The sequence below is a fragment of the Ensifer sp. GW823-FHT05D09 genome, assembly GCF_058795755.1.
Genome location: NZ_JBXAIA010000003.1, coordinates 338,478 through 361,740 on the forward strand (window position 1 = coordinate 338,478; position 23,263 = coordinate 361,740).

Consider the following 23,263-nt stretch of genomic DNA (forward strand, 5'->3'; position numbering starts at 1 on the left):
TTCCTTTCCGTCGTTTTGGTTGGCGTGCGGAGGCTCAGATCGCCCCGGAGACACGCTTGAGAATGTCGAGATACCCGTTGACGTCCCAGGCGGAGCGGCCGATGAACAGGCCGTCGATATGCGCCTGAGTAACCAGTTCCTCGCAATTGCCGGGATTGACGCTGCCGCCGTAGAGCACGGGAACGCGCACGCCGAGCGCAGCCTCCGCCACATCGGCGATGCGCTTGTGGCGCTCGTCGGCGTAATCGGATGTGGCCGGAATGCCGTTGACGCCGATGGCCCAGACCGGCTCGTAGGCAAGCAGGATCGTCGCCTTGCGGGCGTCGCCGTCAAGAAGCGCCAGCGCGCCTTCCACCTGCCGCTTCAACACGGCATCCGCCTCGCCAGCCTCGCGCTCGGCAAGCGTTTCACCAATGCAGATCAGCGGCACAAGGCCATGACGCACGGCTGCCGCCGTCTTCAGGCCAACGGTCCGGTCGGTCTCGCCGAAATGCTCGCGCCGTTCGCTGTGGCCGAGCTCGACCACGTCGAGATTGCAGTCCCTCAGCATCACCGGCGACACCTCGCCGGTCCAGGCGCCGGCATCATCCCAATGCATGTTCTGTGCGCCGACCTTGACGCTGGTTTGAGCCAGCCGGTCCTTGACCTGGCGAACGGCGGTAAAGGGCGGAATGACGAAACGCTGGATGCGATCGTCGCGCGCAGCGTCCGCTGCCGCCAGTCCGTCGGCAAAGACCATGGCCTCGGCCAGCGTCTTGTTCATCTTCCAGCTTGTGCCCACCCAGAGCTGCGGCGTCGTCATGCTTTCTCCGATACTTTTTGTGTGTCGACCTTGACCAGGCGTACGCCGGCTTCGCTCAGCGCGTCGGCATGCTCATCCGCCACCTCGGCGCCTGTCAGCACCGCGTCGAAGGCGTCGAGCCCGGTCAGAAAATGCAGGGCGGATCGCCCGAACTTGTCGTGATCAACAAGCAGATACTTGCGCGCCGCCGATTTCACCATCAGGCGCTTCGCCTGCACGACCTCCTGGTCCTGGTGGAAGGCTGCCGTGCCAGCGACGGCGGAGCTGGAAAGGAAGGCGATGTCGACGCGCAGCGAGCGCAGCGCCTCTTCCGTCACAATGCCAAAGAAGCCATTGAACTTCTTGCTGTACTGGCCGCCGAGCGCGATCACGTTGATACCCGGCGCGCCGGAGAGGCCTGAGATGACGCCGAGATTGTTGGTGATGACGGTGAGCGGCCTGATGTCCCGGATGCAGGCAGCAATCGCGCCAGCGGTCGAACTGTCGTCGATGAGGATGCTCTGCCCCGGCTCGATCAGACCAGCCGCATATTCGGCGATCCGGTTCTTCTCGGCGGCGGCAATCTTCTCACGGTAGCGGAAATCGCTTTCGAACTGCGGGCTCGACTGGATCGAGGCGCCACCATGCACCTTGCGCAACAGGCCGGCCTGTTCAAGGTCGTCGAGGTCGCGATGCACAGTCATCTTGCTGACGCCGAAACGGAGCGAAAGATCCTCGACGGACGCCGTGCCGGCCTCCATCAGAACATCCATGATCGCCTGTCGCCTGTCTTCCGGCTTCATCGCCATCCGCCTCGATCCGATGGCGCAGGAGCACGCCATCACTTCCGGGAAGATAACATCTGAATGTTATATTTCAATATATATGGTGATATTTTGTGATTTTTTAATGTGATTTTGATGGTCGATTGAAGCCCGTGTCGATGTAGGGCTCCCAGAACTCCACGGATTCCCGGATCATATCGACGACATTGTGATCCGTTGGCTCACGCTCGCGGAAGGAAAGCTCCAGGCAGATCTCGTTATCGGTGCCGCCGCCGGCCTTGACCGCGTCGATCAGCTTTTCCGGCGTGATGCGTCCGTCCTTGTTGTAGGCGGCGGTGAACGGCCAATGCCCGCCCTTGTTCATCGACGACTGCTTGATGTGGATGATCGGCGAGCGCTCGGGAAAGGCGCCAGCCCAGGCATAGGGGTCGATATCATCGGGATCGTCGGAGGTGACGTCGCCGTGGTCGATATCGACCATCATCTTCATCGGGATCGGCAGGCCGGCCTCTGCCAGCCGCCGGTCGAGCGCACGGCACTCGGCGATCGTGTGGCCGAACTCGCGGCCGACCGACATCGGCTCCCAGAAGACATAGGAAAGACCGGCCGCCTTGCCGTGCTCCGCCACCTCGCGCCAGCAGTCGATGGCGATCTTCATCAGCTCCTCGCGCCGCGCCGGGTCGTCGTAATCCCGGAGCGTGAAGATCGCGAACTGCGTGCCCATGCCGGAAGCGCCGAGCTCGGCGGAGATATCAGCGAAGGTCTTGAACCAGTCGACGTAGTAACGCCGCACATCCGGATCCGGGTGGCCGAAATGATTGAGCCTGCCATAGGGCCCGGTCATGCCCGAGGTGATCTTCACGCCGGTGCGGGCGAGTGCCGCCCTGAACTGGCGTATGGTCTTGGAGATCGTCGCCGCCGGCCAGCCCGGATTGACGAACTCGTGCGTCAATTGCACGTAGCCGATGCGGATTTGTTCGCCGATCGTCTCGATCAGGTCGTCGGGTTCGGCAAAGCGGTTGACCAGCGGATTGGTGTTGAGCGACAGCGTGAAGGCCAAGGCAGTACTCCTGACTACCAGAGAAATTTCGGAAGGATGAAATCGGGAGTAGCGCCATGGTCGGCAAAAAGCTTTTGCCGCTCCGCGTCGGAGGCATGTTCCAATATGCCCGTGGTCACCAGCACCGAGCCGAGCCCGGCACTCGCCGCGCCGGCGATATCGTGCTCGATGCTATCGCCGATGGCGCAGACACGCGACGGATCGGGACGGCCGAGAAAGTCGAGGGCAAAATCGTAGATGTCGGAGAATGGTTTGCCGATCCATCGCACCTTGCCGCCAATGTCCTCGTAAAGCTCGGCGATCCGCCCAGCGCCGAAGGCCGTTCCGCTCTTCGTCAGCATGACCTTGTCGGGGTTGGTGCAGAGGCACGGCACGCCGCGCCGCGCCGCCGGCGCCAGCAGCGCCTCGTAGTGCGACAGCGGCAGCACATCGCCTTCGCTTGCCGCCAGCAGCACAAAGTGCGCCTCTTCACCCCAGTGAGTGCGCTCAAGATCGAGCCCCTTCAGCGGCGAGAGGTCGCCGTCACGGCTGACCAGGAGGCATTTGCGCGGCAGCCCGCTTGCCTGCCTGCCTTCGCGCTTCAGGATCTGCCAGGCCACCTCGCCCGAGGTCAAAAACCAGTCCCAGCTGCCGGCGACGAAACCGAGGTCGACGAGGCGACGATCGTTTTCCGCCGAGCGCTTGCCGGAATTGGAGAGAATGACGATGCGCTTGCCCTGATCCTTCAGCCGCACCAGCGTCTCGGCGGCGCCGAGATAAGGCCCGCGACCGTCGCGCAGCACACCGAACTGATCGATCAGAAACGCATCGTAACGATCGGCGATATCGGCAAGGCCGGTGATGTCGGTTGTCATAATATACCTGCCTGTCTTGCGCCCATGAGCGCCAGCCGCGCCGCGCCGGCCGCGGCTTCCTCGGAGCGCACCGCCAGGAACGGCACGCCGAGCTTGCGTGCGCGGATTGACGACCACACGCCATTTTTAGCACCGCCACCGACGGTGCGGATGGAGCTGAGCTTCGGCCCGCCAAGTGCTGTCAGCCTGTCATAGGCGAGGCTTTCGACACCGGCGATGCCCTCGAAGATCGCCTGCAGAAACACGGCATCATCCTCAGGCCGCGGTGTCATGCGCGGTGCCAAGTTCGGATCGGCGATCGGAAAGCGCTCGCCCGGCTTGGTCAGCGGATAATAGTCGAGCCCGGTATCGCTGGCCGGATCTATGCGGGCGGAGAGCGCCTCGATTTGTTCGCCGGAGAAATGCGCCGCCAGAACCACGCCGCCGGTGTTCGACGCGCCGCCCGCCAGCCACATGTCGCCGATGCGGTGGCTGTAGAGCCCGTATTCCGGCGCAAACAGCGGCCGGTCGGAAAGCACCTTCACCGTCAAGGTCGTGCCAAGCGCGCTGACGCCATCACCTGGCCGGTCAGCGCCCGTCGCCAGGAACGAGGCGCAGCCATCAGTGGTGCCTGCAACGACGACCACCTCTCGCGAAAGGCCGAAAGCTTCGGCAGCCGCCGGCGAGATCGTCGCCACCGGCTCTCCGGCAGGCAGCACCTCCGGCAGCAGCCCGGTGCACGCCCCGGTCTTTTCGATCCAATCGGGCCAGCATCGTGCAACCGGATCGTAGCCTGTCTTCAAGGCATTGTTCTCGTCGGACACATCGTAAAGCCCGGTAAAATGCCCGGCCAGCCAGTCGGCCTGGTGGATCACGCGGAAGACGCCCGGCACCGACTGGAATGTCAGCGCCTTGGCAAGCCCTGATGTCGCGCCATGAGCGGCACTTTCCTTTGGCGCATGGGCGGCAATCGCCTGCAGGATTGCAGCATCGCCAACCGCATCGTTGTACATCATCGGGCGGGCGAGCGGCGCACCGTCGGCGGTCACCGGCAGCATCGTTCCAGAGGTGCCGTCGATGCTGATCGCCCGGATCACACCGCGATCGACCGCGACGAGCACGTCGCCAAGTGCCGCCTGCACCGCCTTCCACCAGCCGATAGGATCGCGGTGATCGTCCGAGAAGGCAGAAAGCCTGGCGGCGCCAGACGCGGCAATCGCGCCATCGGATGCCATCGCGACGGCGCGCGCACCCGAGGTGCCGATATCGATACCGACGACGAGAGCGTCGTGTTCTCCACTCATTGCAGCGCCTGCCCTGCCCGGTTGAGTTTCTGGCGATATTTCTCCGCGTCCCAACCGAGCAGCTCCGCATTTTCGGCGGCGCTCAGGTAGCGCAGCCGCCCGCTCGCCGGGATGCGGGCCGTAACGTCGGCAAGGCAGCGGGCCATGGCGAGCGCACCGGCGGAAATGCCCTTCTCGACCAGCACGCCCTTGCCGGGAAAGAGCAGCAGCGGCGGCAGGCTTTCGCCCCGCTCCGTCCTGCCCTTCTCGATCGAAGCCGCTGTCTCGCCGGGCGCGGCGATCACGGCCCCCTTGCCGAGGAAGATGACATGGTCTGGATAGAGGCTGCCGCCGGCGGCAATCCGGCAGCTTTCCAGATCGGTTGCGACCGCATGCAGCCTGATATCGTCGGGCAGGCAATAGCCACTATCAACGGCAAGGCGCGACAACACCGCGAGGTCCGCCGCGGGCGCCGTCCGGCGCTGTACGGTCAGCCGCCGAGAGACATCGGTCAGAAGGATCGCCGCATCGGCGACGGTCTCGGCGGCAACGGCCAGGCCGTGATTGCCGAGGATCAGCACTGAGGTCTTCTCCTGCATTCGCTCGGCAATCGCCCGGGCAAGCGGCAGGCCCGGCCGGGCATAGGGCACGAAGACATGCGGGATGCCGGCGAGACGCTCGGCGGCGATGGCGGCACCGTTTGTCTGGACCGCTGTCGCAATCGTTTCGACGCAATGAACGTGGATCACCACCTTCTGCGGCATCAGCGCATGCACCGTCGTCTCGATCGAGGGCCTGAGGCCGGAAGGGTTCATCTCGGAAATGACGAAGTCCTGCGCCTTCTCGGTGGCGGGGTCATTGCGTTCCAGCGCGTCCAGCAATGGGTCGAGCGCCACCGGCACCATGACGTCGCGCTGCCGGGCATGGGCAAGCCAGAGGCCGGAGGCCTTGATCCAGAGCGTGCCGACCTCCTTGATCGACGTGTTGCCGCCCGCCCCCTGCACCAGTAGTGGATCGGCGCCGACACGCGCCGAGATATCAAGCAAGGCCTCGAATTCCAGACTGCGCATTCCCACTCTCCTTCAGGCCGCCGCCTGCTGGCGTTCCAGCCAGCCGGTGAAAGCCTGTCGTTCGGCCGGCGTCATGTGCAGGCCATGTTTCGTCCGACGCTCCAAGAGATCGTCGGCAGTCATGGCCCATTCGTTGTCGATCAGGAAGCGGGCCTCGCATTCGCGAAACAGCGGACTGAAGACGGCACCGAGGTCGTCGAGCGACCGGGCATTGCCGATCAGATCATGCGCGCGCGTACCGTAGAGCCGCGCATAGTGCTTGGCGAGATCGGCCGTCAGCCAGCGATAGCGTGCCCTGAGATTGCCAAGAAACTGCTCGAAATCCGCATCGGCCATGTCGCCCCCGGGCAGATGCGCCTTTGCCGTCCAGGCCGCGCCCATCTGAGGGAAAAACGGTTTCAGCCGCTCCAGTGCATGCTCCGACAGCTTGCGGAACGTGGTGATCTTGCCGCCGAAGACGGAGAGCAGCGGAGCCTGGCCGTTTGCGGCATCCACCTCGAAGATATAGTCGCGCGTCACTGCCGACGGGTTCTCGGCATTGTCGTCATAGAGCGGCCGCACGCCTGAGAAGGAATGAACGATATCGTCCTCGGTCAGCTGCTGCTTGAAATAGCGGTTGACCGATTTCAGCAGATAGGCGATCTCGTTGCCGTCGGCAGACACATCCTCGGGACGGCCCTCATAGGGGATGTCGGTCGTGCCGATCAGCGCCAGGTCGTTCTGGTAGGGATTGATGAAGATCACCCGCTTGTCCGGGTTCTGCACCAGATAGGCCTGCCGCCCCTCCCAGAATTTCGGCACGACGATATGGCTGCCCTTGACCAGCCGCACGCTGCGGCTGGAATTGAGCCCGGCGATCCGCCCGATCACGTCGTTGACCCATGGCCCGGCGGTGTTGACGACCGAGCGCGCCCGGACCTCGGATTTCGCGCCGGTGCGCAGATCCGTCATCTCCACGTGCCAGAGGCCGTCGACGCGGCGGATGGCGCTGCAGGCGGTACGGGTCAGGACGCGCGCGCCCTTCTTCTGCGCATCGAGCGCGTTGAGCACGACGAGCCGGGCGTCATCCACCCAACAGTCAGAATATTCAAAGGCCTTGCGATAATCCCGCTTGATCGGAGCGCCCTCCGGTGCGGTTCTCAAATCGAGGCTGCGTGTGCCCGGCAGGCGCTTGCGACCGCCGAGGTGGTCGTAGAGGAAAAGCCCGAGCCGGACGAGCCAGGCGGGCCGGTCGGCCGGATTGTGCGGCAGCACGAAACGCATCGGCCAGATGATATGCGGCGCGGAGGAGAGCAGCACCTCGCGCTCGATCAGCGCCTCGCGCACCAGCCGGAACTCGTAATACTCAAGATAGCGCAAGCCACCATGCACAAGCTTGCCCGAGCGCGAACTCGTGCCCTGCGCCAGGTCGTCCTTTTCGCACAAAAGCACCGAGAGCCCGCGTCCGGCGGCGTCGCGCGCGATGCCGGCACCGTTGACGCCGCCGCCGACGACGAAGAGATCGTATATTCCCGTCTCGGAACCCACGTTCTTGCCCCCTGTCATCAGCACGGATTGACCGGCGGCAGGCCGGCGATGTAGCGGCGCACTTCTTCCGCCGCCATCTCGGCGGCAAAGGTGACGGTGCGCACCGAGGCGCCGGCGATATGCGGCGTCAGCGTCACGTTCGGCAGCTGCAGCAGCGGCCAGTCCTCCGGCACCGGCTCCACCGAGAAGGTCTCGAGCATTGCCGCCGAGAGATGCCCGCTCACCAGGTTCTCATAGAGCGCGTCATAGTCGCAGAGCGGCCCTCGCGCCGTGTTGACGAAGATCGCGCCGGGTTTCATCTTGGCGAAGGTCTCGGCATTCATCATGTTCCGGGTTTCCTCGGTCACGCGCGGGTGCAGCGTCACGACGTCGGAGCGCGACAGGAGGTTGTCGAGCGAGACGTGTTCGACACCGCCGTTGAGGTCGTCGGCCGACAGTTGCACATAGGGATCGTGCACCAGGACCTTGGTGCCAAACGCCCGGAGCAGCCGCACCACCTTGGTGCCGATATTGCCATAGCCGATGACGCCGACGGTCAATTCTGAGAGTTCGCGGCCGGTGCGGTCCGCCCGGTAGAGATCGCCGCGCCACTCCCCCTTGCGCAACGCCTCGTGGCCGGTGCGGATCAGCCGCGTCTCGGCGAGGATCGCGCCAAGCGTGAATTCGGCAACGGCACTGGCATTTCGGCCGGGCGTGTTGACGACGCTGATGCCGGCGTCACGCGCGGCCGCCATGTCTATGTTGACAGGGCCGCCGCGCGAGACGGCAACGAGCTTCAGCCCGGGAAGCGAGGTCAGCATGCCTCGCGACAGGGGCGCCAGTTGCGTCACCAGGATTTCGGCGTCGCCGATGAACTCGATGATATCGTCCGCCTTGCCGAGATACTCTTTCAGGCCGTCCATGCCTTCGACGGCGTAGCCATGTTCCATCGGCACATCCGGCCAGGGCAGTTCGAGGGTGCGGATGTCATGGCCGTCGCCGCTTGCTTCGACGATCTTGTCGCGAAACACGTCCGGCAGCATGAACCGGTCGCCGATGATGGCTATCTTCTTCATTTCAGTCTTTCCTGTTGTGGTCCCGCGGCCGCACCCTGGGAAAGTGCGTGCCAGACAGGGCGAAGCGCGATGCGCGACTGCTGGTAGGAGGGGAAAAGGCCGTCGTAACGGCGCGCCAGCGCCTCGTCGGCCGGTTCGGCGGCACGCTGGTGCGGCGACACCCAGTCGCGCACGCAGTCTGCCATCGAGGGATAGATGCCGAGCGACACGGCGGCGATCATGGCGGCACCCGCCGCCCCCGCTTCCTCGCGCTCGCTGGTCTGGACGCTGGCGCCGAGGGCGCCCCCGAGAATGCGCCGAAGCGAGGCGCTGCGCGCCGCACCACCGGTCAGCCGGATGCGGCCGGGAAGCGGCCCCATTTCGGCGTAGCAATCGCGCGCGGCCATGGCGAGCCCGTCGAACACCGCCTTCACCATGTCGCCGAAACCGTGGGTGATCGACAGCCCGACAAAGGACGCCCGCGCCGAAGCGTCGACGAAGGGCCCGCGCTCGCCGGCTTCCGAGATATAGGGCTGGAACATGAGCGAGCTATCCTTGGCCTCAGCCAGCCAGCCGTCGACGTGGGACAGAAGCTCAGCCTTGGTCTTCTCGACGCCCATGCCCTTCAGGAGCCCGCCAGCAACCGAAAGGATCCAGTCGATATTCAGCGTTGCCGCCATGTTCGACTGCATCTGCGCGTAGGTGTCGGCAATCGGCATGCACATGGTGTAGCCGGTGAGATCGCGGTTGAGCCGCACGTCGTCGGCGCTGGTCGCAAGTCGCATGTGCATGCCTGTCGAGCCGATGATCGAGCAGCCGGTGTCGGTGCCGGGATCGTAAAGCCCGGCGCCAAGGGCCGTGCAGACCACGTCGACATAGCCGAGCACCACCGGTGTGCCCGTGGGAAGGCCAGTGGCGGCAGCCGCATCCGTCGAGAGCAGATGATGCGATGTCGCCCCGTCGACGATCTCCGGCAGGAAATGCTTGAGCTTTTGCAGGCCGAGAAAACGGATGACGTCGTCGTTGTAGCTGCGGGTGCGGAAGTTGCCGAAGGTGAAATTGGCTTCGGACGGATCCGTCGCACGCACCTGCGTCAACTTGAAATAGAGCCAGTCCTTGCAGTGGAACGTGGTCGCGACACCCGACAGCATTTCCGGCGCGTTGTCGCTCATCCAGCGCAGTTGCGCGCCCTGCTGGCAGGCAGCAAGGCCGGAGCCTGTGCTGGCAAAGCGCTCGACATCGCCGCTGTCGCCGCGCAGCCGCTCGACGGTGTCGCCGGCGCGCGCGTCGAGCCAGAGCCAGCCCTTGCCGATCGGTTCGCCTCCCTTGTCGATCATCCAGGTGCCATCGCCCTGGCCTGTCACCGCGATCGCGGCAACGCGGCCCGGGAGGTTCTCGATCTTGGCCGACAGCTCCGTCAGGGTGGTGACGGTATCGGCCCAGGTGCGGTTGAGATCCTGCACGCTGCCGGTCCTGCCGACGGCCTCATAGGTGTTCGGCACCGCGGCCATGGCGAGCTGCCGCCCGCCGAGGTCGAAGGCCACCGACTTGATGACCGACGTTCCCGCATCGATACCGATGAGGATGTCCCGCATCAGGCAAGCTCCTCGCCATGGCTGATCGCCTTGCCGCTGTCGCCGTCGAACACGTGCAGGCTGGACGGGTCGAGGCGAATGCCGATCGGCTGGCCGACGGCAAGTTCCGTGCGGTCATGCTCCACCAGCACCATGGTGCCACCGGCAAAATCCGCGGCGATATGCGTCTGGTCGCCGAGCCACTGGTTGACGGCCACCCGGCCGGCGACCCCGTCGGCGCTGCGGCGCACGGAGTAAGGTCTAATGCCGAGCACCACCTTCTGCCGCTTCATCAGCGCATCACGCACGGCATGGGAAAAGTCCGACGCCGGATATTCGAGCCTGACGCCATCCTTGAGGCCGAATGAGACCCTGGTCTCGGAACCGGTGATGCTCGCCTCGAACACGTTCATCGGCGGCTCGCCGACGAAAGTGCCGGTGAAGAGATTGGCCGGACGCTCCTTGATCTTCTGCGGCGTATCGAACTGCTGCAGCACGCCGCCCTCCATGACGGCAATGCGGTCGGCAAGAGCGTTTGCCTCCGTCTGGTCGTGAGTGACGAGGATCGCCGTCAGCCCGCGCTCCTTGATGTAGTGCTTGATGCGGCCGCGCAACACGGCGCGCAGCTGCGGCTCGAGTTGGCCCATCGGCTCGTCGAGCAGGTGCAGGCTGGCGTCGCGGATCAGCGCTCGGCCGAGCGAGGCGCGCTGCTGCTGGCCGCCGGAGATCGAGCTCGGATAGCGCCCGAGAATGTCCTCGATTTCCAAGAGCTTGGCGATACCGGCCACCTTGTCGTCGACGACGCTTTGCGACAGCTTGGAAGCCTTGAGCGCGAAGGCGATGTTCTCGCGCACCGTCAGTGGCGGGTAGAGCGAATAGCCCTCGAAGGCCATGGCGACGTTGCGACGCACCGGTGCAAAGGTCTGCACCTCGCGTCCGCCAAGCGAGATCGTGCCGCGCGACACCGCCTCGAAGCCGGCGATCATGCGCAAGGTCGAGGTCTTGCCGCAGCCCGACGAGCCCAGAAGCGCGATGATCTCACCCTTCCTGACGTCCATGTTGAGCTTCTTGACGGCATGGACGCCGTAGTCGACGGGCCCATAGAACTTGTCGACGTCCCGGATCAAAAGAGCGGTGTCGGTCATGCCGCTTCTCCATTGCGCTTGGATTCCATGTCGGCGCGCGGCAGAAGCCGGCCGCTCGCCTTGTCGAAGAGAAAGGCCTGGGCGCCGTTGACGGCGATATGGGCAGGACCTGCCAGCGGCCCCGGCGTTCCGGCCGGGCGCGACACCAGGATTTCGCGACCGCGCGCCGTCATCGCCAAAGTCACCGTCTTTTCGTTGAGCGGCGTTTCCGCCTCGACCGTCACGGGAATGGCGCCCGGCGCCGATGCGTCGACAAAGACGATGGCCTCAGGGCGAAGACCGAGAACGCAGGCCTTGCCCGAGACATCGCCATCATAATCGGAAAGGCGCACCCGGACGTTGGAAAGTTCGACGAAAACACCGTCGCCGCTCTTTTGCGGCGTCACATCCAGTAGGTTGATCGTCGGATCGCCGAAGAGGCGGGCAATCTCGATATCGGCGGGCGCGTTGTAGATCTGCTGCGGGGTTCCGATCTGGCGGATGCGGCCCTGCGACATCACGGCGATCCGGTCGCCGAGCGCCATCGCTTCCTTGTAGTCCTGGGTGACATAGACGACCGTTGCGCCCTGGGCGGCCAACAGCCGCGGCAGTTCCAGCCGCATCTCGAAGCGCAGTTTCGCATCGACATTGCGCAAGGGATCGTCGAGCAAAAGCAAAGGCGGCGAGCCGACGAGCGCACGGGCAAGCGCCGTGCGCTGCTTCTGGCCGTTGGACAGCGCCTTCGGGTGATGGCTCAGCACATGGTCGATCTTGAGCAGCTTTGCGACCTTGTGCACGCCGGCGGCAATCGCATCCTTCGAAGAACGCGTCGCCGTCAGCGGGCTGGCGATATTGTCGAAGGCGCTCATGTGCGGAAAGAGCGCAAAGTTCTGGAAGGCCATGCCGACACCGCGATGCTCGGCATCGACATCGGTCATGTCCTCGCCGCCGATCAGCACCCTGCCCTCGTCCGGCTCGATGACGCCGGCGACCAGGCGCAGGAGCACCGTCTTGCCGGAACCGGACGGGCCAAAGAGCACCAGGCGTTCGCCATTGGCGACGTCGAGCGACAGGTCGTCGAGAACCGTGTGGCTCTTGTAGCGCTTGACGATGTTTTTCAGTTGAAGCGTCGTCATGTCTTACCCTTTCACCGCGCCAAGCGACAGGCCTTCGACGAGGTAGCGCTGAGCGTAGAGTGCGAGCGCCAGCGTCGGCGTCACCGAGAGAACGATGGCCGAGGCGATCTGCCCGTATTGGATGCCTGAAGAGGTGATGAAGGCAAGCGCGCCCACGGTCACCGGCTGCTTGTCGGCGGACGCCAGCACCAGCGCAAAGACGAAATTGTTCCAGGCGAAGATGAAGGCGAGCAGGCCGGCCGCCGCAATGCCCGGACCGGCAAGCGGCAGGGCGATCTTGCGGAAGGTCGCAAACCAGGAGTGGCCGGCGATGCGATAGGCATATTCGACGTCGGCCGAGATATCCTCGAAGTAACCGCGCACGATCCACAGGATCAGCGGCAGGCAGATGAGCTGGTAGACCCAGATCAGGCCGAAATAGGTGTTGGAGAGGCCCAGCCACTGGAAATACTGGGTCAGCGGCAGGAGCACCAGCAGCGGCGGCGCAAAGCGGAACGACAGCAGCGTGAACGCGATGTCCTCCGATCCCTTGAACTTGTGCCGGGCAAAGGCATAGGCCGCGGGGACACCCAGCACCAGCGCCACGGCAACGGAGGTCACCGACAGGAAGATCGAGTTGCCGAGATTGCGCATGAACGCGATGTCGAGCGTGCCGGCGGCCGTCTGCAGCTTGCCGGTGATCAGCGCGGCATAGTTCGACAGCGTCGGCGAAAACACGATCGACGGCGGGATCGACAGGATCGTCTCGTTCGTCTGGAACGACATCAGGAAGATCCAGAAGATCGGGAACATGAAGAAGACGACGACGAGCGTCAGGGCGAGTGCGCGCAAGACCCGTTCGACAGGAGACATGGTATCCATTGGAACCTCCTTACGCTTCGCCGCGAGCGCGTTCGCGCAGGCGCAGCCAGTTTTTGATGAAGACATTGGAGAGCGTGTAGGTGATCGCCCAAAGGATGATCAGAAGCGCTGCCGAACGCCCGACATTGGTCGACTGGAAGAAATTGAGATAGGCCTCCACCTGGAAGACGGTCAGCGTATTGCCGGGGCCCCCTTGCGTCATCGCATAGATGATGTCGAACTGCTGGATGCTGTCGAGCAATCGGAACAAGGTCGCCGTCAGGATATAGGGCGTCAGCATCGGCAAGGTGATGCGGAAAAACACAAAGCTTCTCGGCACGCCGTCAAGGGCAGCCGCCTCGAACGGCTGGGTCGGCAGCGACCGGAGGCCGGCCAGAAGCAGGATCATGATGAAGGGCGTGTAGACCCAGATATCGACCAGAACCACGGTCAGAAGTGCGGTATCCGGTGACGAGGCCCAGCGGAAATCATGCAGACCGATCAGGCTTGCGAGATAGCTGAGAATGCCGAAGCTCGGATTGGTCATCAGCTTCCACATCAGCGCCGCCAGCGCCGGCGCGATCATCAGCGGCAGAAGCAGCATGATCGAGATGAAGTTGTTGATGGTGGAGCGGCGCTGCAGGAGCAGCGCGATGCCGAGGCCGAGCAGCAGTTCCAGCGTCACGGTGATGCCGGCATAAAGCAGCGATACCCTCAGCGTGTTCCAGAAGGCCGGGTCGGTGACGAAGTTCAGGTAGTTTTCGCCCCAGTTGAACTGGCGCGCCCAAGGCTGGCTCAGCCGGTAGCGCTGGAACGAATAGATGACCGCCGTGAAGAAGGGGATGAGAATGCCGATGCACACCAGAAGCGCCGGCAGGCTCAGCACATAGGGAAGCATCTTCCTGCTGATCCTGAAACCCGACGCCGGTTTGCGGAGGGTTGCTGTTGAAGCCATGTCAAGCTCCGTTCTCTAACTCTTGAAGAAAGCACGCGGCACGCGAGGCGTCTCGCGCCCGCGCCAGTCCATCGGCATCTCAGGTTGCTTTGGGCGGCCACCGGCCGGTCGCGGGACGCCCGACGCTCAAGTGCCTTTTGCGTTCATGTGAACACGCGGCTCTCAAGTCGCCGGGCATCGCTTGGGAGGCCTATCAGCCGAGACCAGCTTCCTTCAGCTGGCGATCGATGCTTTCGACGAGCTGGTCGAGACCTTCATCGACCGGCACCTGCTTGGCGACCATCTTCTGCAGCGTCGCCGCCCACTCGGTGGTGACGTCGAAGAACAGCGGCTGCGCGGTAAAGTGGATCTTGGCGCCCGGTGCGGAAATGTCGTGCATCTCCACATAACCCGGATAGCTCTTGTTCAGCCGCTCGCGGAAGATCTCGTCCTTCCAGACCGATGCGCGAACCGGGTTGACGAAGTCCATCTTGGTTGCGCCGAAGATGGCATGCTCGAGGCCGGTCGCCCACTGCAGGAAGTACCAGGTCGCGTCCTTGTCCTTGGCGAAGTTGGACATGGCAAGCGACCAGATCCAGATGTTCGGCGTCGGTGCGGAAGCGGCCGGATTGGCGGCGAACGGCGCGTAAGCCAGCTTGCCCGCCATCTTGTTGTCGCCGCCGTTCATGAAGTAGCCGAGAATGTCGGCATCGTAGATCATGGCGGAGGCGCCAGCGCCGAGATCGGTGCCGACCTGATACCAGGTGTAGGTCGACCAGTCCTTCGGCCCGCTTTCCTGGATCATCGACACCCATTTGGTGTGGAAGGCCTTGGATTCGGCAGTGTTCATCGCCGCGGAAAGCTTGCCGTCAGCCGAGACGTTCAGGTCCTTCTGCCCGAAATTGGCGTAACCCGACAGGAAGCCCGGATGGATCGTCGCCCACGAGCGCGAACCACGCACGCCGATGCCGTAGACACCGCCACCAACATCCTTGGTGAGTTTCGCTGCAGCTGCGGAAAGCTCGTCGAGGTTCTTCGGAACGGCGACGCCGGCCTTGTCGAACATTTCCTGGTTGTATGAGAGGTTGTTCTGCTCATAGCCCCACGGAATGCACCATTGCTTGGCGTCTTCCGAACCGAGCGCGCCGCCCGGCTGGCCGTTCCAGGCGCAGGAGTTCTTCACGCCCGGCAGGAAGTCGTCCCAAGCATATTGCGGATTGGTCTTGGTCGGATCCTTGATCCATTCGTTGAGATCGGTGATCCAGCCTGCGGGACCGTAGGTCCAGGTCATGTAGGCGCCGGTCATGAAGGCGTCGTACTCGGTGGAACCCGAGGACAGCGCTGCCGTCACCTTGTCGAAATAGACGTCTTCCGGGAACACGTCATAGGTAACTTCGATACCGGTCAGATCCTTGAAGGCCTGAAGGTTGGCAATCATCGCGTCGGCATAGGGATGCTTGTTCAAAAGCAGCTTCAGCGACTTTCCGGAATGCGCCTTCCAGTCGAAATCGGCGGCCAGCGCCTGGGTCGACATCATGTTGAAGAGCGTACCGGCGGTGCCGGCGGCAAGGCCCGCAGCACCGAGACCCTTGAGCATGCCGCGACGATCTACCTCTCCGCGCAGAAACGCGCTGATGAGGTCTTTCTCCTTCTCGTACATAAGTCTTCTCCTCCGTTGCGGGTATGATTGCATCATGCGATCACCGGCTACCCGACCGGTATTCCTCCCCTTGAGGCTTGAGAGCGACACCTCTTCGCCCTCGCCTCTCGACTTGTCAGACACTCCTCATTTGACGTCGGCGGCGAGCGCCCGTGCCGTCTTTTCGTCGGTGATGAGCCCGCTCAACAGGCCGCTGCCAAGCACGGCGCGAATGGCGGGCGTCTTGATCTTGCCGCCGGCGACCGCCACCGTGCGACGATCCTTCAGGTCGTCGCGGCTGAGCGTGAAGGTGCGGTTCGACAGCGTCGTCTCGATCGGGCGGCCATCCTCATCGAAGAAGTGGCCGAGCAACTCGCCCTTGCCGCCGCCCCTTTGAATTTCCTCGATCTCGCTCATTTCGATCATGCCGGTCGAAACCAGCGACGCCTCGCGCTCCGCCGTGCCGATGCCGACCATCAGCAGGTCTGCTGTCTTGGCGAGATCGAAGACCTCGCGCACGCCGCGCTGGCTGAAGAGCACATCGCGATCCTCGACCGTGTTGGCGAAGAACGGTACGGGCATGACATAGGCCTCGGCACCCGTGCGCTCGGCCAGCCGGTGGATCACGTCATGCGGGTTGGCCGAGAACTTACGGGTGAGCCCGCCGAGCAGTGAGACGAACCGGGTGTTGTTGCTGGTCGTTCGCGGCAGATATTCGACGCACGCGGCAAGCGTACGGCCATGGCCTACGCCGACGAGCGCGGTCTCGCCGCGTTCGATCTCGCGCTTGAGGAACTGCGCGCCGGATATGCCGAGCGCCTTCAGCGGCAGGTCGTCCGCATCGAAATCCGGAACAACCTCGCAATAGTCGAGGCCGTAGCGCGCCGAGAGCTTCTGCTCCAGCTCGACACATTCCGACACTTCGCCGTCGATATAGACCTTCACCAGGCCTTCCTGGTTGGCCTTCATGATCAGGCGGTGGGCCTTGAGCGATGTCAGCCCCAGCCGTTTGGCGACCTCCGCCTGGGTTAGACCGCCGGCATAGTGCAGCCAAGCCGCCCGCGTCGCCATGCTGGTTTCGTCGTCGCGAAGGTTTGTACCGCCGATGATCGCCATCGTTCCCACCCGATTTTATGTTGCAGTGCCCGATATTTTTTGCACTGCATGATATTTTTATCTCGTTGATGAAAGAAATTTCATGTCGTGAAAAAAATGTCAAGCGAGAACGCGCAAGCGGCGATCACGGTTTGTGGATCGGTGGGCGTAATGAGGAGAAGGGATCAGCGACGAGGGTGCCGCTGGCCGAGAAAAAATGGCAACGAGACTGCTGCCTTCGGCGGACCAATGGAAAGCAGCGGGCGCCGCGAAGCGCCGAATCCCTGTGCCCGCTACAGGGTTGCAACCAACCTAAATCATTGCACTGAAAGCGCTTTTAACGCGACAGACGTCAGGTCTCTGGATTCCGGCACAAGGCGGGAACGAGGGAGAATGGATTGTGCAACACCTCCAAGCCCCCTCTGAAAGGTCTCGTACGCCCCTACTGGCCGAGATTGCGCAGATAGAGCGAGAGAAGCTGCGTCTGCGAGGAGATGCCGAGCTTGCGGTAGACATTGCGGCGGTGAACCTTGACGGTCCCGGTCGAGATGCCGAGCTTCAGCCCGATCGATTCCGACGAATGCCCCTGCAGCACCAGTTCGATGATCGAGGATTCGCGCTCGGTCAGATTGAGATGTTGCCAGACGCCGTCGGCCGGTGGATGCGTGGACTTCCGGCGGCTGCGCCCGGTCTTTGCCAACGCCGCGTCGAACCGGCGCCCGAGATCGGCCCAATGGTGGCGCACGAGTGCCGAGACCAGCGGCTCGGCCTTCTTCAACAGGGCGAATTCTGCAGGACTGAAGGCCCCGGTCGCCTCGCGCCGCATCAGCGACAGCACGATCGTGATCTCGTCGCTGATCGGCACGAAGAACCCGACCTCCTCGGCCAGCCCCGTCTGGACGTAGTAGGTCCGGTAATACTCGCTGGAGAAAAACCGGTCCGGCGCCCGCTCGCGCATCCGCCAGACGCCCGGCTTGCCTTCGCAGGCCGCGTGGTAGAACGGGTCGAGCAGATAGGGACCAGCCTGGTAGAGGCTGACGAACAGCACATGATCCCTGGCATTGAAGGTGCTGTAGAGATCGATCGGCCGTTCCTTGCCGCGATAGGCGAACACCACCACGTAATCGAATGTCATCAGCGCCGACATCAATTGCCGATAGGCCGAGCCCACGGCCTCGTCTTCCATCGCCGCCCCGTCGACCATGGGCGCCAAGACCTGAAATAACCCCTCGAGATCGATGCCCAAACCGCTCTCCCGCCGATCCGGCCCTGTTCAGGGGTATACTCCTCCCACAAGCCATTCTGAGTTAAAATACCTCTCTCGGGGTATATACCGGCACCGGGCGCTTTGACTAGGCTGCCTGTCAATGACGGTGGAACGCCAGGGCATCCGAGCCTTGGCGGTATCCGACAACAACCGCAGGGAACAGACGTGACATCCGCTTCGACGAACGACATCGAGTTCCGTTCGGTCGCCAAACGCTATGGCAGCGTGACCGCCGTTTCGGACATCAACTTCGCGGTGCCCAAGGGCGCCTTCATGGCGCTGCTCGGCCCATCCGGCTGCGGCAAGACCACCTGCCTGCGCATGATCGGCGGCTTCGAGCAGCCGAGCGAAGGCACTGTTTATATCAGCGGCGAGCCGATGAACGGCGTTGCCGCCTACCGGCGCCCGGTCAACATGGTGTTCCAGCAGTATGCGCTGTTTCCCCATCTCGACGTCGAGCAGAACGTCTCCTACGGCCTGAGGCAGATGCGGCCGCGCATCGCGAGCGCCGAGATTACGCGCCGCGCCCAGGAGGCGCTGGAGATGGTCCGCCTCGGCGGCTTCGGCAAGCGCCGGATCCATGAAATGTCCGGCGGCCAGCAACAGCGCGTGGCGCTTGCCCGCGCTATCGTCAACAAGCCGAAAGTGCTTCTGCTCGACGAGCCGTTGGCGGCCCTCGACAAGAAGCTGCGCACCGCCATGCAGATCGAGTTGCAGACCCTGCAGCGCGAACTCGGCATCACCTTCGTGCTCGTCACCCACGACCAGGAGGAAGCGCTGTCGATGAGCGACTTCGTCTGCGTCATGAATGCCGGCCGCATCGTCCAGGTCGGGCCGCCGCAGGAGATCTACGACCGCCCGGCAAGCCTTTTCGTCGCCGATTTCGTCGGCAAGACCAACAGGATCTCTGCCACTGTCGACAATGGTGGAGCCTCGCTCGTCTTTGCCGATGGCACCCGGATTGCATCACCCGCCACGGCGACGCCGAGCGCCGGTTCAGCCATGGTCGCCCTACGCGCGGAAGCAATCAGCCTGAAACGCAACGGCGCGGCAGGCACCGCTGCCCTCTCCGGCACCGTCACGCACCGCATTTTCCTCGGATCGTCGGTCGAATACTCCGTCGACGTCGACGGCCTCGGTGATTTCCTCGTTACCGCCGATCGCAGGGCGCTCGGCGACAGCGATCTTGTCGAGCCTGGCGACAAGGTCGGGCTCGCCTTCGATCCCAACGCGCTTCACGTCTTTCCGGCCTGAAATCTCTTCCCGGCCAAGCCGGCCGGGACCTTGCATGAACGTCAAACAATAAAGGGAACAGCGTCATGACCAAATGGTACAGAGAAAATGCCCCGATCACCGCCGAGCAGCTCGCCGACGAACTGATGCGCCTGAAGCGCGGTTCGGTCACCCGCCGTCATTTCCTCGGCGTTACCGGCCTTGGCCTTGCAACCGCAGTGCTGGCGCGCCAGCCCGGCCTGTTCTCCTCGACCGCTTTCGCGCAGGATCTCGGCACCCAGATGTCGATCGCCACCTGGCCGAACTACCATGACCCAGCCACCTTCGAGGCGTTCCAGGCCGCAACCGGCGTTGCCGTCGAGGTCAACGTCTTCGGCTCCAACGAGGAGATGCTGGCCAAGCTCCAGGCCGGCGGCACCGGCTGGGACCTGTTCGTGCCGACCAACTACACGATCTCCACCTATGTGAAGCTCGGCCTCATCGACGAGCTCGATCTCTCCAAGCTGCCGAACTACGACGCCGCGACCGAGACCGCGCGCTTCACCAACGAGGGCGTCGTCGACGGCAAGACCTATGCCGTGCCGAAGAACTGGGGCACCACCGGCATTGCGCTCAACTCGACCAAGATCAAGACCCCGATCACCAGCTGGAAGGACTTCTTCGAGGTGGCCATGACCGAGGCCGACGGCCGCGCCATGGTGCACGACTACCAGTTGACCACCATCGGCAATGCGCTGGTCTCGCTCGGCTATTCCTTCAACTCGACCAAGCCGGACGAACTCGCCAAGGCCGAGGAACTCTTGATCAAGGTGAAGCCGCATCTCTACGCCATCAACAGCGATTACCAGCCATCGATGCGCGCCACCGATGCCTGGATGACCATGTGCTGGACCAACGACGGCGCGCAGCTCAACCGCGACATGCCGGAAATCCAGTTCGTGCTCGGCAAGGACGGTGGCGAGATCTGGTCGGATTTCTACGCGGTCCCGAAGAGTGCCGCCAACAAGGCGGCCGGCTACGCGCTGCTCAACTACCTGATGGCGCCGGAAAACGCCGTCAAGGAACACATCGCCAACGGCGCGCCCACCACCGACAGCCGCGTGCTGAAGCTGCTTCCGGCTGATGTTACCGGCAACAAGATCGTCTATCCCGACGAAGCCTCGCTGACGCCACTCGAATTCGGCGCTGCGGTGACACTGACCGATCCGGGCCGCGCCGAACTGATGGCACGGTTCAAGTCGGCCTGATCAGCGCCCGGACCGTACTGTCCTCACTTGCGTCGAGAGGGAAGCGCCCCTCATCCGCCTGCCGGCACCTTCTCCCCGTTCTGACGAGGAGAAGGGACAAGTGACGGGCTCACCGCTCCCCCTTCCCGCTGTTCATGCGTGGGACCGGGCGAGCGCCACGTGTCTCCTTCCCCCCGCCTGCGGGGAGAAGGTGGCCGGCAGGCCGGATGAGGGGCTTCACTCACCGTGTGGAAGATGGGCTTCCATCACCGTGCGAATGAGGAGGCTCCCTCGCTGCGCCGATGGGCCCGAAAACACGACTGAAACGCGAACGGATAAGCTTTATGCCTGTGGCAACGAACACGAAGAGAAACCTGGTGACGGCGGCGCTGGTGGCGCCGGCGGCGGCATGGCTGATGATCTTTCTCGTGCTGCCGTTCATCGCCATGCTGGTGTTCGCCTTTGGCGAACGCGCGCCGGAAGGCGGCTATCAGGCAGCCTTCACCTTCGCCCAGTTTGCAAGACTTCCGACGCGGGCGGCCGCCTTCTGGAATACGATGGTGCTGGCGCCGGTCGGTGCGCTCGTCTGCCTGCTGGTCGCCTACCCCGTCGCCTATTATCTCGCCGTCAAGGCCGATCCGCGCTACCGCCTGATCCTCGTGTCGCTGGTGGTCGTGCCCTTCTGGACGAGCCTGCTCGTGCGCACCTATGCCTGGATGTACATCCTCGGCTCGCGCGGCATCCCGAACCTCCTGTCGATGATCGGCCTTGAGGATGTGCGGCTATTGAATACGCCCGGCGCCGTGCTGCTCGGCATCGTCTATGGCTATCTGCCGCTGATGATCATGCCGATCTATGTCAGTCTCGAAAAGCTCGACCGCCGACTGCTCGAAGCCTCCGCCGATCTCGGCGCCAAACCGGTATCGACGTTCTTCGGCGTCACTCTGCCCTTGTCGCTACCGGGCGTGATGACCGGCGTCGCGCTCGTCACCATCCTGCTGCTTGGTGAATACCTGATCCCGCAATTGCTTGGCGGCGGCAAGGTGTTCTTCATCGGCAATGCGCTGGTCGATCTCTTCCTGCAATCGCGAAACTGGCCCTTCGGCTCGGCGATCGCCGTAACGCTGGTGGCCGTGGTCGTGGTGATCCTGATGGTGGCGATGCGCATCGCCTTCAGGGTCGCCGGTACAAGACAAGTGGATCTCGTCTGATGCGCGCCTTCATCTCCTCGGTCTACATCTTCCTTTACGCGCCGATCGCACTCGTCGTCTTGTTCTCGTTCAATGCCGGACGCAGCGCCAGCGAGTTCACCGGGTTTTCGACCGCCTGGTACGGCAAGGCGCTCGGCAATACCTTCCTGGTCTCGGCGCTGCAGAACAGCCTGATGATCGCGTTCACCAGTGCGACCCTTGCCGCGATCTTCGGCACCATGGCCGCCCTTGGCATGGAGCGGTTGGCACCGCGCAACCGGGCGATCTTCGATGCGCTCTTTGCCGCGGCAATCGTCGTGCCGGGCGTCGTCATCGGCATCGCCACGCTGGTTGCCCTCGTTGCGGTCTTCTCCTTCGTCAACCCGGCGCTCGCCACGATCTGGCCGGGCGAGCAGCCGCCACAACTCGGGCTCGGCTATGGCTCGATCATCGCCGCGCACGGCCTGTTTTCGATGGCGCTCGTCACCATGATCGTCAAGGCCCGCATCGCCAGCCTCGGACGCGATATCGTCGAAGCCTCCAGCGATCTCTATGCGACACCGCTGACCACCTTCCGGCTGATCGTGCTGCCGCAGATCCTGCCGTCGATCCTCGCCGGCTTCCTGCTCGCCTTCACCTTCTCCTTCGACGATTTCATCATCGCCTTCTTCGTCGCCGGCTCGAAGACGACCTTGCCGATCTACGTCTTCGCCTCGATCCGCCGCGGCGTGACGCCGGAGATCAACGCGATCGCGACGCTCGTCCTCGTCGCCTCGCTGCTCCTGATCCTGACCGCCCGCATCCTGATGCGGGATAAAAAACCGAAATCCGGGGAGTGAACAGATGATCCTGAAAGACCGGGTCGCGATCGTGACCGGAGCGGGCTCCGGGATTGGACAGGCAGGCGCTGCCATCATGGCGCGCGAGGGCGCGCACGTCGTCGTCGTCGACCGCAGCGTCGAGGCCGGCAGCCTGACCGTCGACACCATTCGCGCCATGGGCGGCAAGGCCGAGGCCGTCACCCTCGATGTCACCGACGACGCGGCACTTGCCGACGGCATCGCTGATGTCCTCTATCGCCACGGCCGCATCGACATCCTGCACAACCACGCCGGCGCACAGGTTGCGGGCAGCCTTGAAGACGTGGAGGTCTCCGGCTTCGACCGCTCCTGGAGCCTCAATGTCCGCGCCCATTTCATGGCCGCCCGCCTGGTCGTGCCGTCGATGAAGGCCGCCGGCCGTGGTGTCATCGTCAACACCTCGTCATCGTCAGGCGTGCTCTACGACCGCGAGATGATCGCCTACACCACGACGAAACACGCCGTTATCGCCATGACCAAGCAGATGGCCGGCGATTACGCCCGCCATGGCATCCGCGTCAACGCGCTCTGCCCCGGCTGGGTCGATACCCCCTTCAACGAGCCCTTCATTGCGCAAATGGGCGGCCGCGGCGCGATCGAGGCCTATATCCGCGAAAAGGTGCCGCTCGGCCGCTGGGCGAGCGTCGAGGAGATCGCCGAGTCGGTCCTTTTTCTCGTCTCGGATCGCTCGTCCTACATGACCGGCCAGATCCTGGTGGTCGATGGCGGCGAGACGGTGGTGTGATGGTCAGGTGTGCAGGGATGCAGTACA

At 63.6% G+C, this 23,263-nt stretch carries 21 protein-coding genes; 5 read left to right on the forward strand and 16 right to left on the reverse strand.

Translation table 11 applies throughout. The annotated features are described in order from the left end of the window. Positions 1–34: 34 nt before the first annotated feature. From AC1Q80_RS11955 to AC1Q80_RS12030, 16 genes are all read right to left on the reverse strand, one after another. On the reverse strand, positions 35–802 hold the full coding sequence (locus AC1Q80_RS11955; protein WP_492360557.1) for a triose-phosphate isomerase: 768 nt from the start codon (positions 800–802) through the stop codon (positions 35–37). Next, a complete protein-coding gene (locus AC1Q80_RS11960) occupies positions 799–1,584 on the reverse strand; it encodes a DeoR/GlpR family DNA-binding transcription regulator (RefSeq protein ID WP_492360796.1) in 786 nt (261 codons plus the stop codon). Before AC1Q80_RS11960 ends, AC1Q80_RS11955 begins: the two co-directional genes overlap by 4 nt. 103 nt (positions 1,585–1,687) lie before the next feature. After that, entirely contained in the window at positions 1,688–2,626 is a 939-nt protein-coding gene (locus AC1Q80_RS11965) for a sugar phosphate isomerase/epimerase family protein (protein ID WP_492360558.1), read from the reverse strand. A 14-nt stretch (positions 2,627–2,640) separates the two neighbouring features. Beyond that, positions 2,641–3,480: a TIGR01459 family HAD-type hydrolase gene (locus AC1Q80_RS11970; RefSeq protein WP_492360559.1), complete on the reverse strand. Its 840-nt coding sequence runs from the start codon at positions 3,478–3,480 to the stop codon at positions 2,641–2,643. Next, positions 3,477–4,763, reverse strand: coding sequence for an FGGY-family carbohydrate kinase (locus AC1Q80_RS11975; protein ID WP_492360560.1), 1,287 nt, complete (start codon positions 4,761–4,763; stop codon positions 3,477–3,479). The genes AC1Q80_RS11970 and AC1Q80_RS11975 overlap by 4 nt, the downstream gene beginning before the upstream one ends. Then, entirely contained in the window at positions 4,760–5,812 is a 1,053-nt protein-coding gene (locus AC1Q80_RS11980) for a class II aldolase/adducin family protein (protein ID WP_492360561.1), read from the reverse strand. Before AC1Q80_RS11980 ends, AC1Q80_RS11975 begins: the two co-directional genes overlap by 4 nt. 12 nt (positions 5,813–5,824) lie before the next feature. Beyond that, positions 5,825–7,357: a glycerol-3-phosphate dehydrogenase gene (locus AC1Q80_RS11985; protein ID WP_492360797.1), complete on the reverse strand. Its 1,533-nt coding sequence runs from the start codon at positions 7,355–7,357 to the stop codon at positions 5,825–5,827. Continuing rightward, positions 7,357–8,394 carry a 2-hydroxyacid dehydrogenase gene (locus AC1Q80_RS11990; RefSeq protein ID WP_492360562.1) on the reverse strand — a complete coding sequence of 346 codons (1,038 nt, stop codon included), beginning with the start codon at positions 8,392–8,394 and terminating at the stop codon, positions 7,357–7,359. Before AC1Q80_RS11990 ends, AC1Q80_RS11985 begins: the two co-directional genes overlap by 1 nt. Beyond that, complete coding sequence (locus tag AC1Q80_RS11995; protein ID WP_492360563.1) at positions 8,391–9,968, reverse strand: FGGY-family carbohydrate kinase; 1,578 nt, start codon at positions 9,966–9,968, stop codon at positions 8,391–8,393. The genes AC1Q80_RS11990 and AC1Q80_RS11995 overlap by 4 nt, the downstream gene beginning before the upstream one ends. Continuing rightward, positions 9,968–11,092: an ABC transporter ATP-binding protein gene (locus AC1Q80_RS12000; protein WP_173420662.1), complete on the reverse strand. Its 1,125-nt coding sequence runs from the start codon at positions 11,090–11,092 to the stop codon at positions 9,968–9,970. The genes AC1Q80_RS11995 and AC1Q80_RS12000 overlap by 1 nt, the downstream gene beginning before the upstream one ends. After that, on the reverse strand, positions 11,089–12,207 hold the full coding sequence (locus AC1Q80_RS12005; RefSeq protein ID WP_492360564.1) for an ABC transporter ATP-binding protein: 1,119 nt from the start codon (positions 12,205–12,207) through the stop codon (positions 11,089–11,091). The genes AC1Q80_RS12000 and AC1Q80_RS12005 overlap by 4 nt, the downstream gene beginning before the upstream one ends. Before the next feature lie 3 nt (positions 12,208–12,210). Further along, positions 12,211–13,068 (reverse strand): carbohydrate ABC transporter permease, encoded by an 858-nt coding sequence (locus AC1Q80_RS12010; RefSeq protein WP_173420664.1) that lies wholly within the window; start codon positions 13,066–13,068, stop codon positions 12,211–12,213. Positions 13,069–13,078: 10 nt separating this feature from the next. After that, positions 13,079–14,002 carry a carbohydrate ABC transporter permease gene (locus AC1Q80_RS12015; protein ID WP_209790672.1) on the reverse strand — a complete coding sequence of 308 codons (924 nt, stop codon included), beginning with the start codon at positions 14,000–14,002 and terminating at the stop codon, positions 13,079–13,081. Positions 14,003–14,195: 193 nt separating this feature from the next. After that, positions 14,196–15,641, reverse strand: coding sequence for an ABC transporter substrate-binding protein (locus AC1Q80_RS12020; RefSeq protein ID WP_173420665.1), 1,446 nt, complete (start codon positions 15,639–15,641; stop codon positions 14,196–14,198). 126 nt (positions 15,642–15,767) lie between these two features. Then, a complete protein-coding gene (locus tag AC1Q80_RS12025; protein WP_173420666.1) occupies positions 15,768–16,736 on the reverse strand; it encodes a sugar-binding transcriptional regulator in 969 nt (322 codons plus the stop codon). A 421-nt stretch (positions 16,737–17,157) separates the two neighbouring features. Next, on the reverse strand, positions 17,158–17,961 hold the full coding sequence (locus AC1Q80_RS12030; RefSeq protein WP_492360565.1) for a helix-turn-helix transcriptional regulator: 804 nt from the start codon (positions 17,959–17,961) through the stop codon (positions 17,158–17,160). Between the two features lie 186 nt (positions 17,962–18,147). Here AC1Q80_RS12030 and AC1Q80_RS12035 point away from each other — a divergent pair, with 186 nt between their 5' ends. The 5 genes from AC1Q80_RS12035 to AC1Q80_RS12055 all read left to right on the forward strand — a co-directional run bounded on the left by AC1Q80_RS12035 (position 18,148) and on the right by AC1Q80_RS12055 (position 23,236). Continuing rightward, positions 18,148–19,236 (forward strand): ABC transporter ATP-binding protein, encoded by a 1,089-nt coding sequence (locus tag AC1Q80_RS12035; protein ID WP_492360566.1) that lies wholly within the window; start codon positions 18,148–18,150, stop codon positions 19,234–19,236. A 65-nt stretch (positions 19,237–19,301) separates the two neighbouring features. Next, positions 19,302–20,462, forward strand: coding sequence for a polyamine ABC transporter substrate-binding protein (locus tag AC1Q80_RS12040; RefSeq protein WP_492360567.1), 1,161 nt, complete (start codon positions 19,302–19,304; stop codon positions 20,460–20,462). Positions 20,463–20,785: 323 nt separating this feature from the next. Further along, complete coding sequence (locus AC1Q80_RS12045) at positions 20,786–21,652, forward strand: ABC transporter permease (protein WP_492360568.1); 867 nt, start codon at positions 20,786–20,788, stop codon at positions 21,650–21,652. After that, positions 21,652–22,470, forward strand: a complete 819-nt coding sequence (locus AC1Q80_RS12050; protein ID WP_173420671.1) for an ABC transporter permease — start codon at positions 21,652–21,654, stop codon at positions 22,468–22,470. The genes AC1Q80_RS12045 and AC1Q80_RS12050 overlap by 1 nt, the downstream gene beginning before the upstream one ends. 4 nt (positions 22,471–22,474) lie before the next feature. After that, entirely contained in the window at positions 22,475–23,236 is a 762-nt protein-coding gene (locus AC1Q80_RS12055; RefSeq protein WP_492360569.1) for an SDR family NAD(P)-dependent oxidoreductase, read from the forward strand. Positions 23,237–23,263 lie beyond the last annotated feature (27 nt).

Excerpts from the sequence above, each read along its gene's own strand:
- AC1Q80_RS11955 (WP_492360557.1), bottom strand. The coding sequence starts at position 802 with ATGACGACGCCGCAGCTCTGGGTGGGCACAAGCTGGAAGATGAACAAG.
- AC1Q80_RS11960 (WP_492360796.1), bottom strand. The coding sequence starts at position 1,584 with ATGAAGCCGGAAGACAGGCGACAGGCGATCATGGATGTTCTGATGGAG.
- AC1Q80_RS11970 (WP_492360559.1), bottom strand. The coding sequence starts at position 3,480 with ATGACAACCGACATCACCGGCCTTGCCGATATCGCCGATCGTTACGAT.
- AC1Q80_RS11975 (WP_492360560.1), bottom strand. The coding sequence starts at position 4,763 with ATGAGTGGAGAACACGACGCTCTCGTCGTCGGTATCGATATCGGCACC.
- AC1Q80_RS11980 (WP_492360561.1), bottom strand. The coding sequence starts at position 5,812 with ATGCGCAGTCTGGAATTCGAGGCCTTGCTTGATATCTCGGCGCGTGTC.
- AC1Q80_RS11985 (WP_492360797.1), bottom strand. The coding sequence starts at position 7,357 with ATGACAGGGGGCAAGAACGTGGGTTCCGAGACGGGAATATACGATCTC.
- AC1Q80_RS11990 (WP_492360562.1), bottom strand. The coding sequence starts at position 8,394 with ATGAAGAAGATAGCCATCATCGGCGACCGGTTCATGCTGCCGGACGTG.
- AC1Q80_RS11995 (WP_492360563.1), bottom strand. The coding sequence starts at position 9,968 with ATGCGGGACATCCTCATCGGTATCGATGCGGGAACGTCGGTCATCAAG.
- AC1Q80_RS12000 (WP_173420662.1), bottom strand. The coding sequence starts at position 11,092 with ATGACCGACACCGCTCTTTTGATCCGGGACGTCGACAAGTTCTATGGG.
- AC1Q80_RS12005 (WP_492360564.1), bottom strand. The coding sequence starts at position 12,207 with ATGACGACGCTTCAACTGAAAAACATCGTCAAGCGCTACAAGAGCCAC.
- AC1Q80_RS12010 (WP_173420664.1), bottom strand. The coding sequence starts at position 13,068 with ATGGATACCATGTCTCCTGTCGAACGGGTCTTGCGCGCACTCGCCCTG.
- AC1Q80_RS12015 (WP_209790672.1), bottom strand. The coding sequence starts at position 14,002 with ATGGCTTCAACAGCAACCCTCCGCAAACCGGCGTCGGGTTTCAGGATC.
- AC1Q80_RS12020 (WP_173420665.1), bottom strand. The coding sequence starts at position 15,641 with ATGTACGAGAAGGAGAAAGACCTCATCAGCGCGTTTCTGCGCGGAGAG.
- AC1Q80_RS12025 (WP_173420666.1), bottom strand. The coding sequence starts at position 16,736 with ATGGCGATCATCGGCGGTACAAACCTTCGCGACGACGAAACCAGCATG.
- AC1Q80_RS12040 (WP_492360567.1), top strand. The coding sequence starts at position 19,302 with ATGACCAAATGGTACAGAGAAAATGCCCCGATCACCGCCGAGCAGCTC.
- AC1Q80_RS12045 (WP_492360568.1), top strand. The coding sequence starts at position 20,786 with ATGCCTGTGGCAACGAACACGAAGAGAAACCTGGTGACGGCGGCGCTG.
- AC1Q80_RS12050 (WP_173420671.1), top strand. The coding sequence starts at position 21,652 with ATGCGCGCCTTCATCTCCTCGGTCTACATCTTCCTTTACGCGCCGATC.
- AC1Q80_RS12055 (WP_492360569.1), top strand. The coding sequence starts at position 22,475 with ATGATCCTGAAAGACCGGGTCGCGATCGTGACCGGAGCGGGCTCCGGG.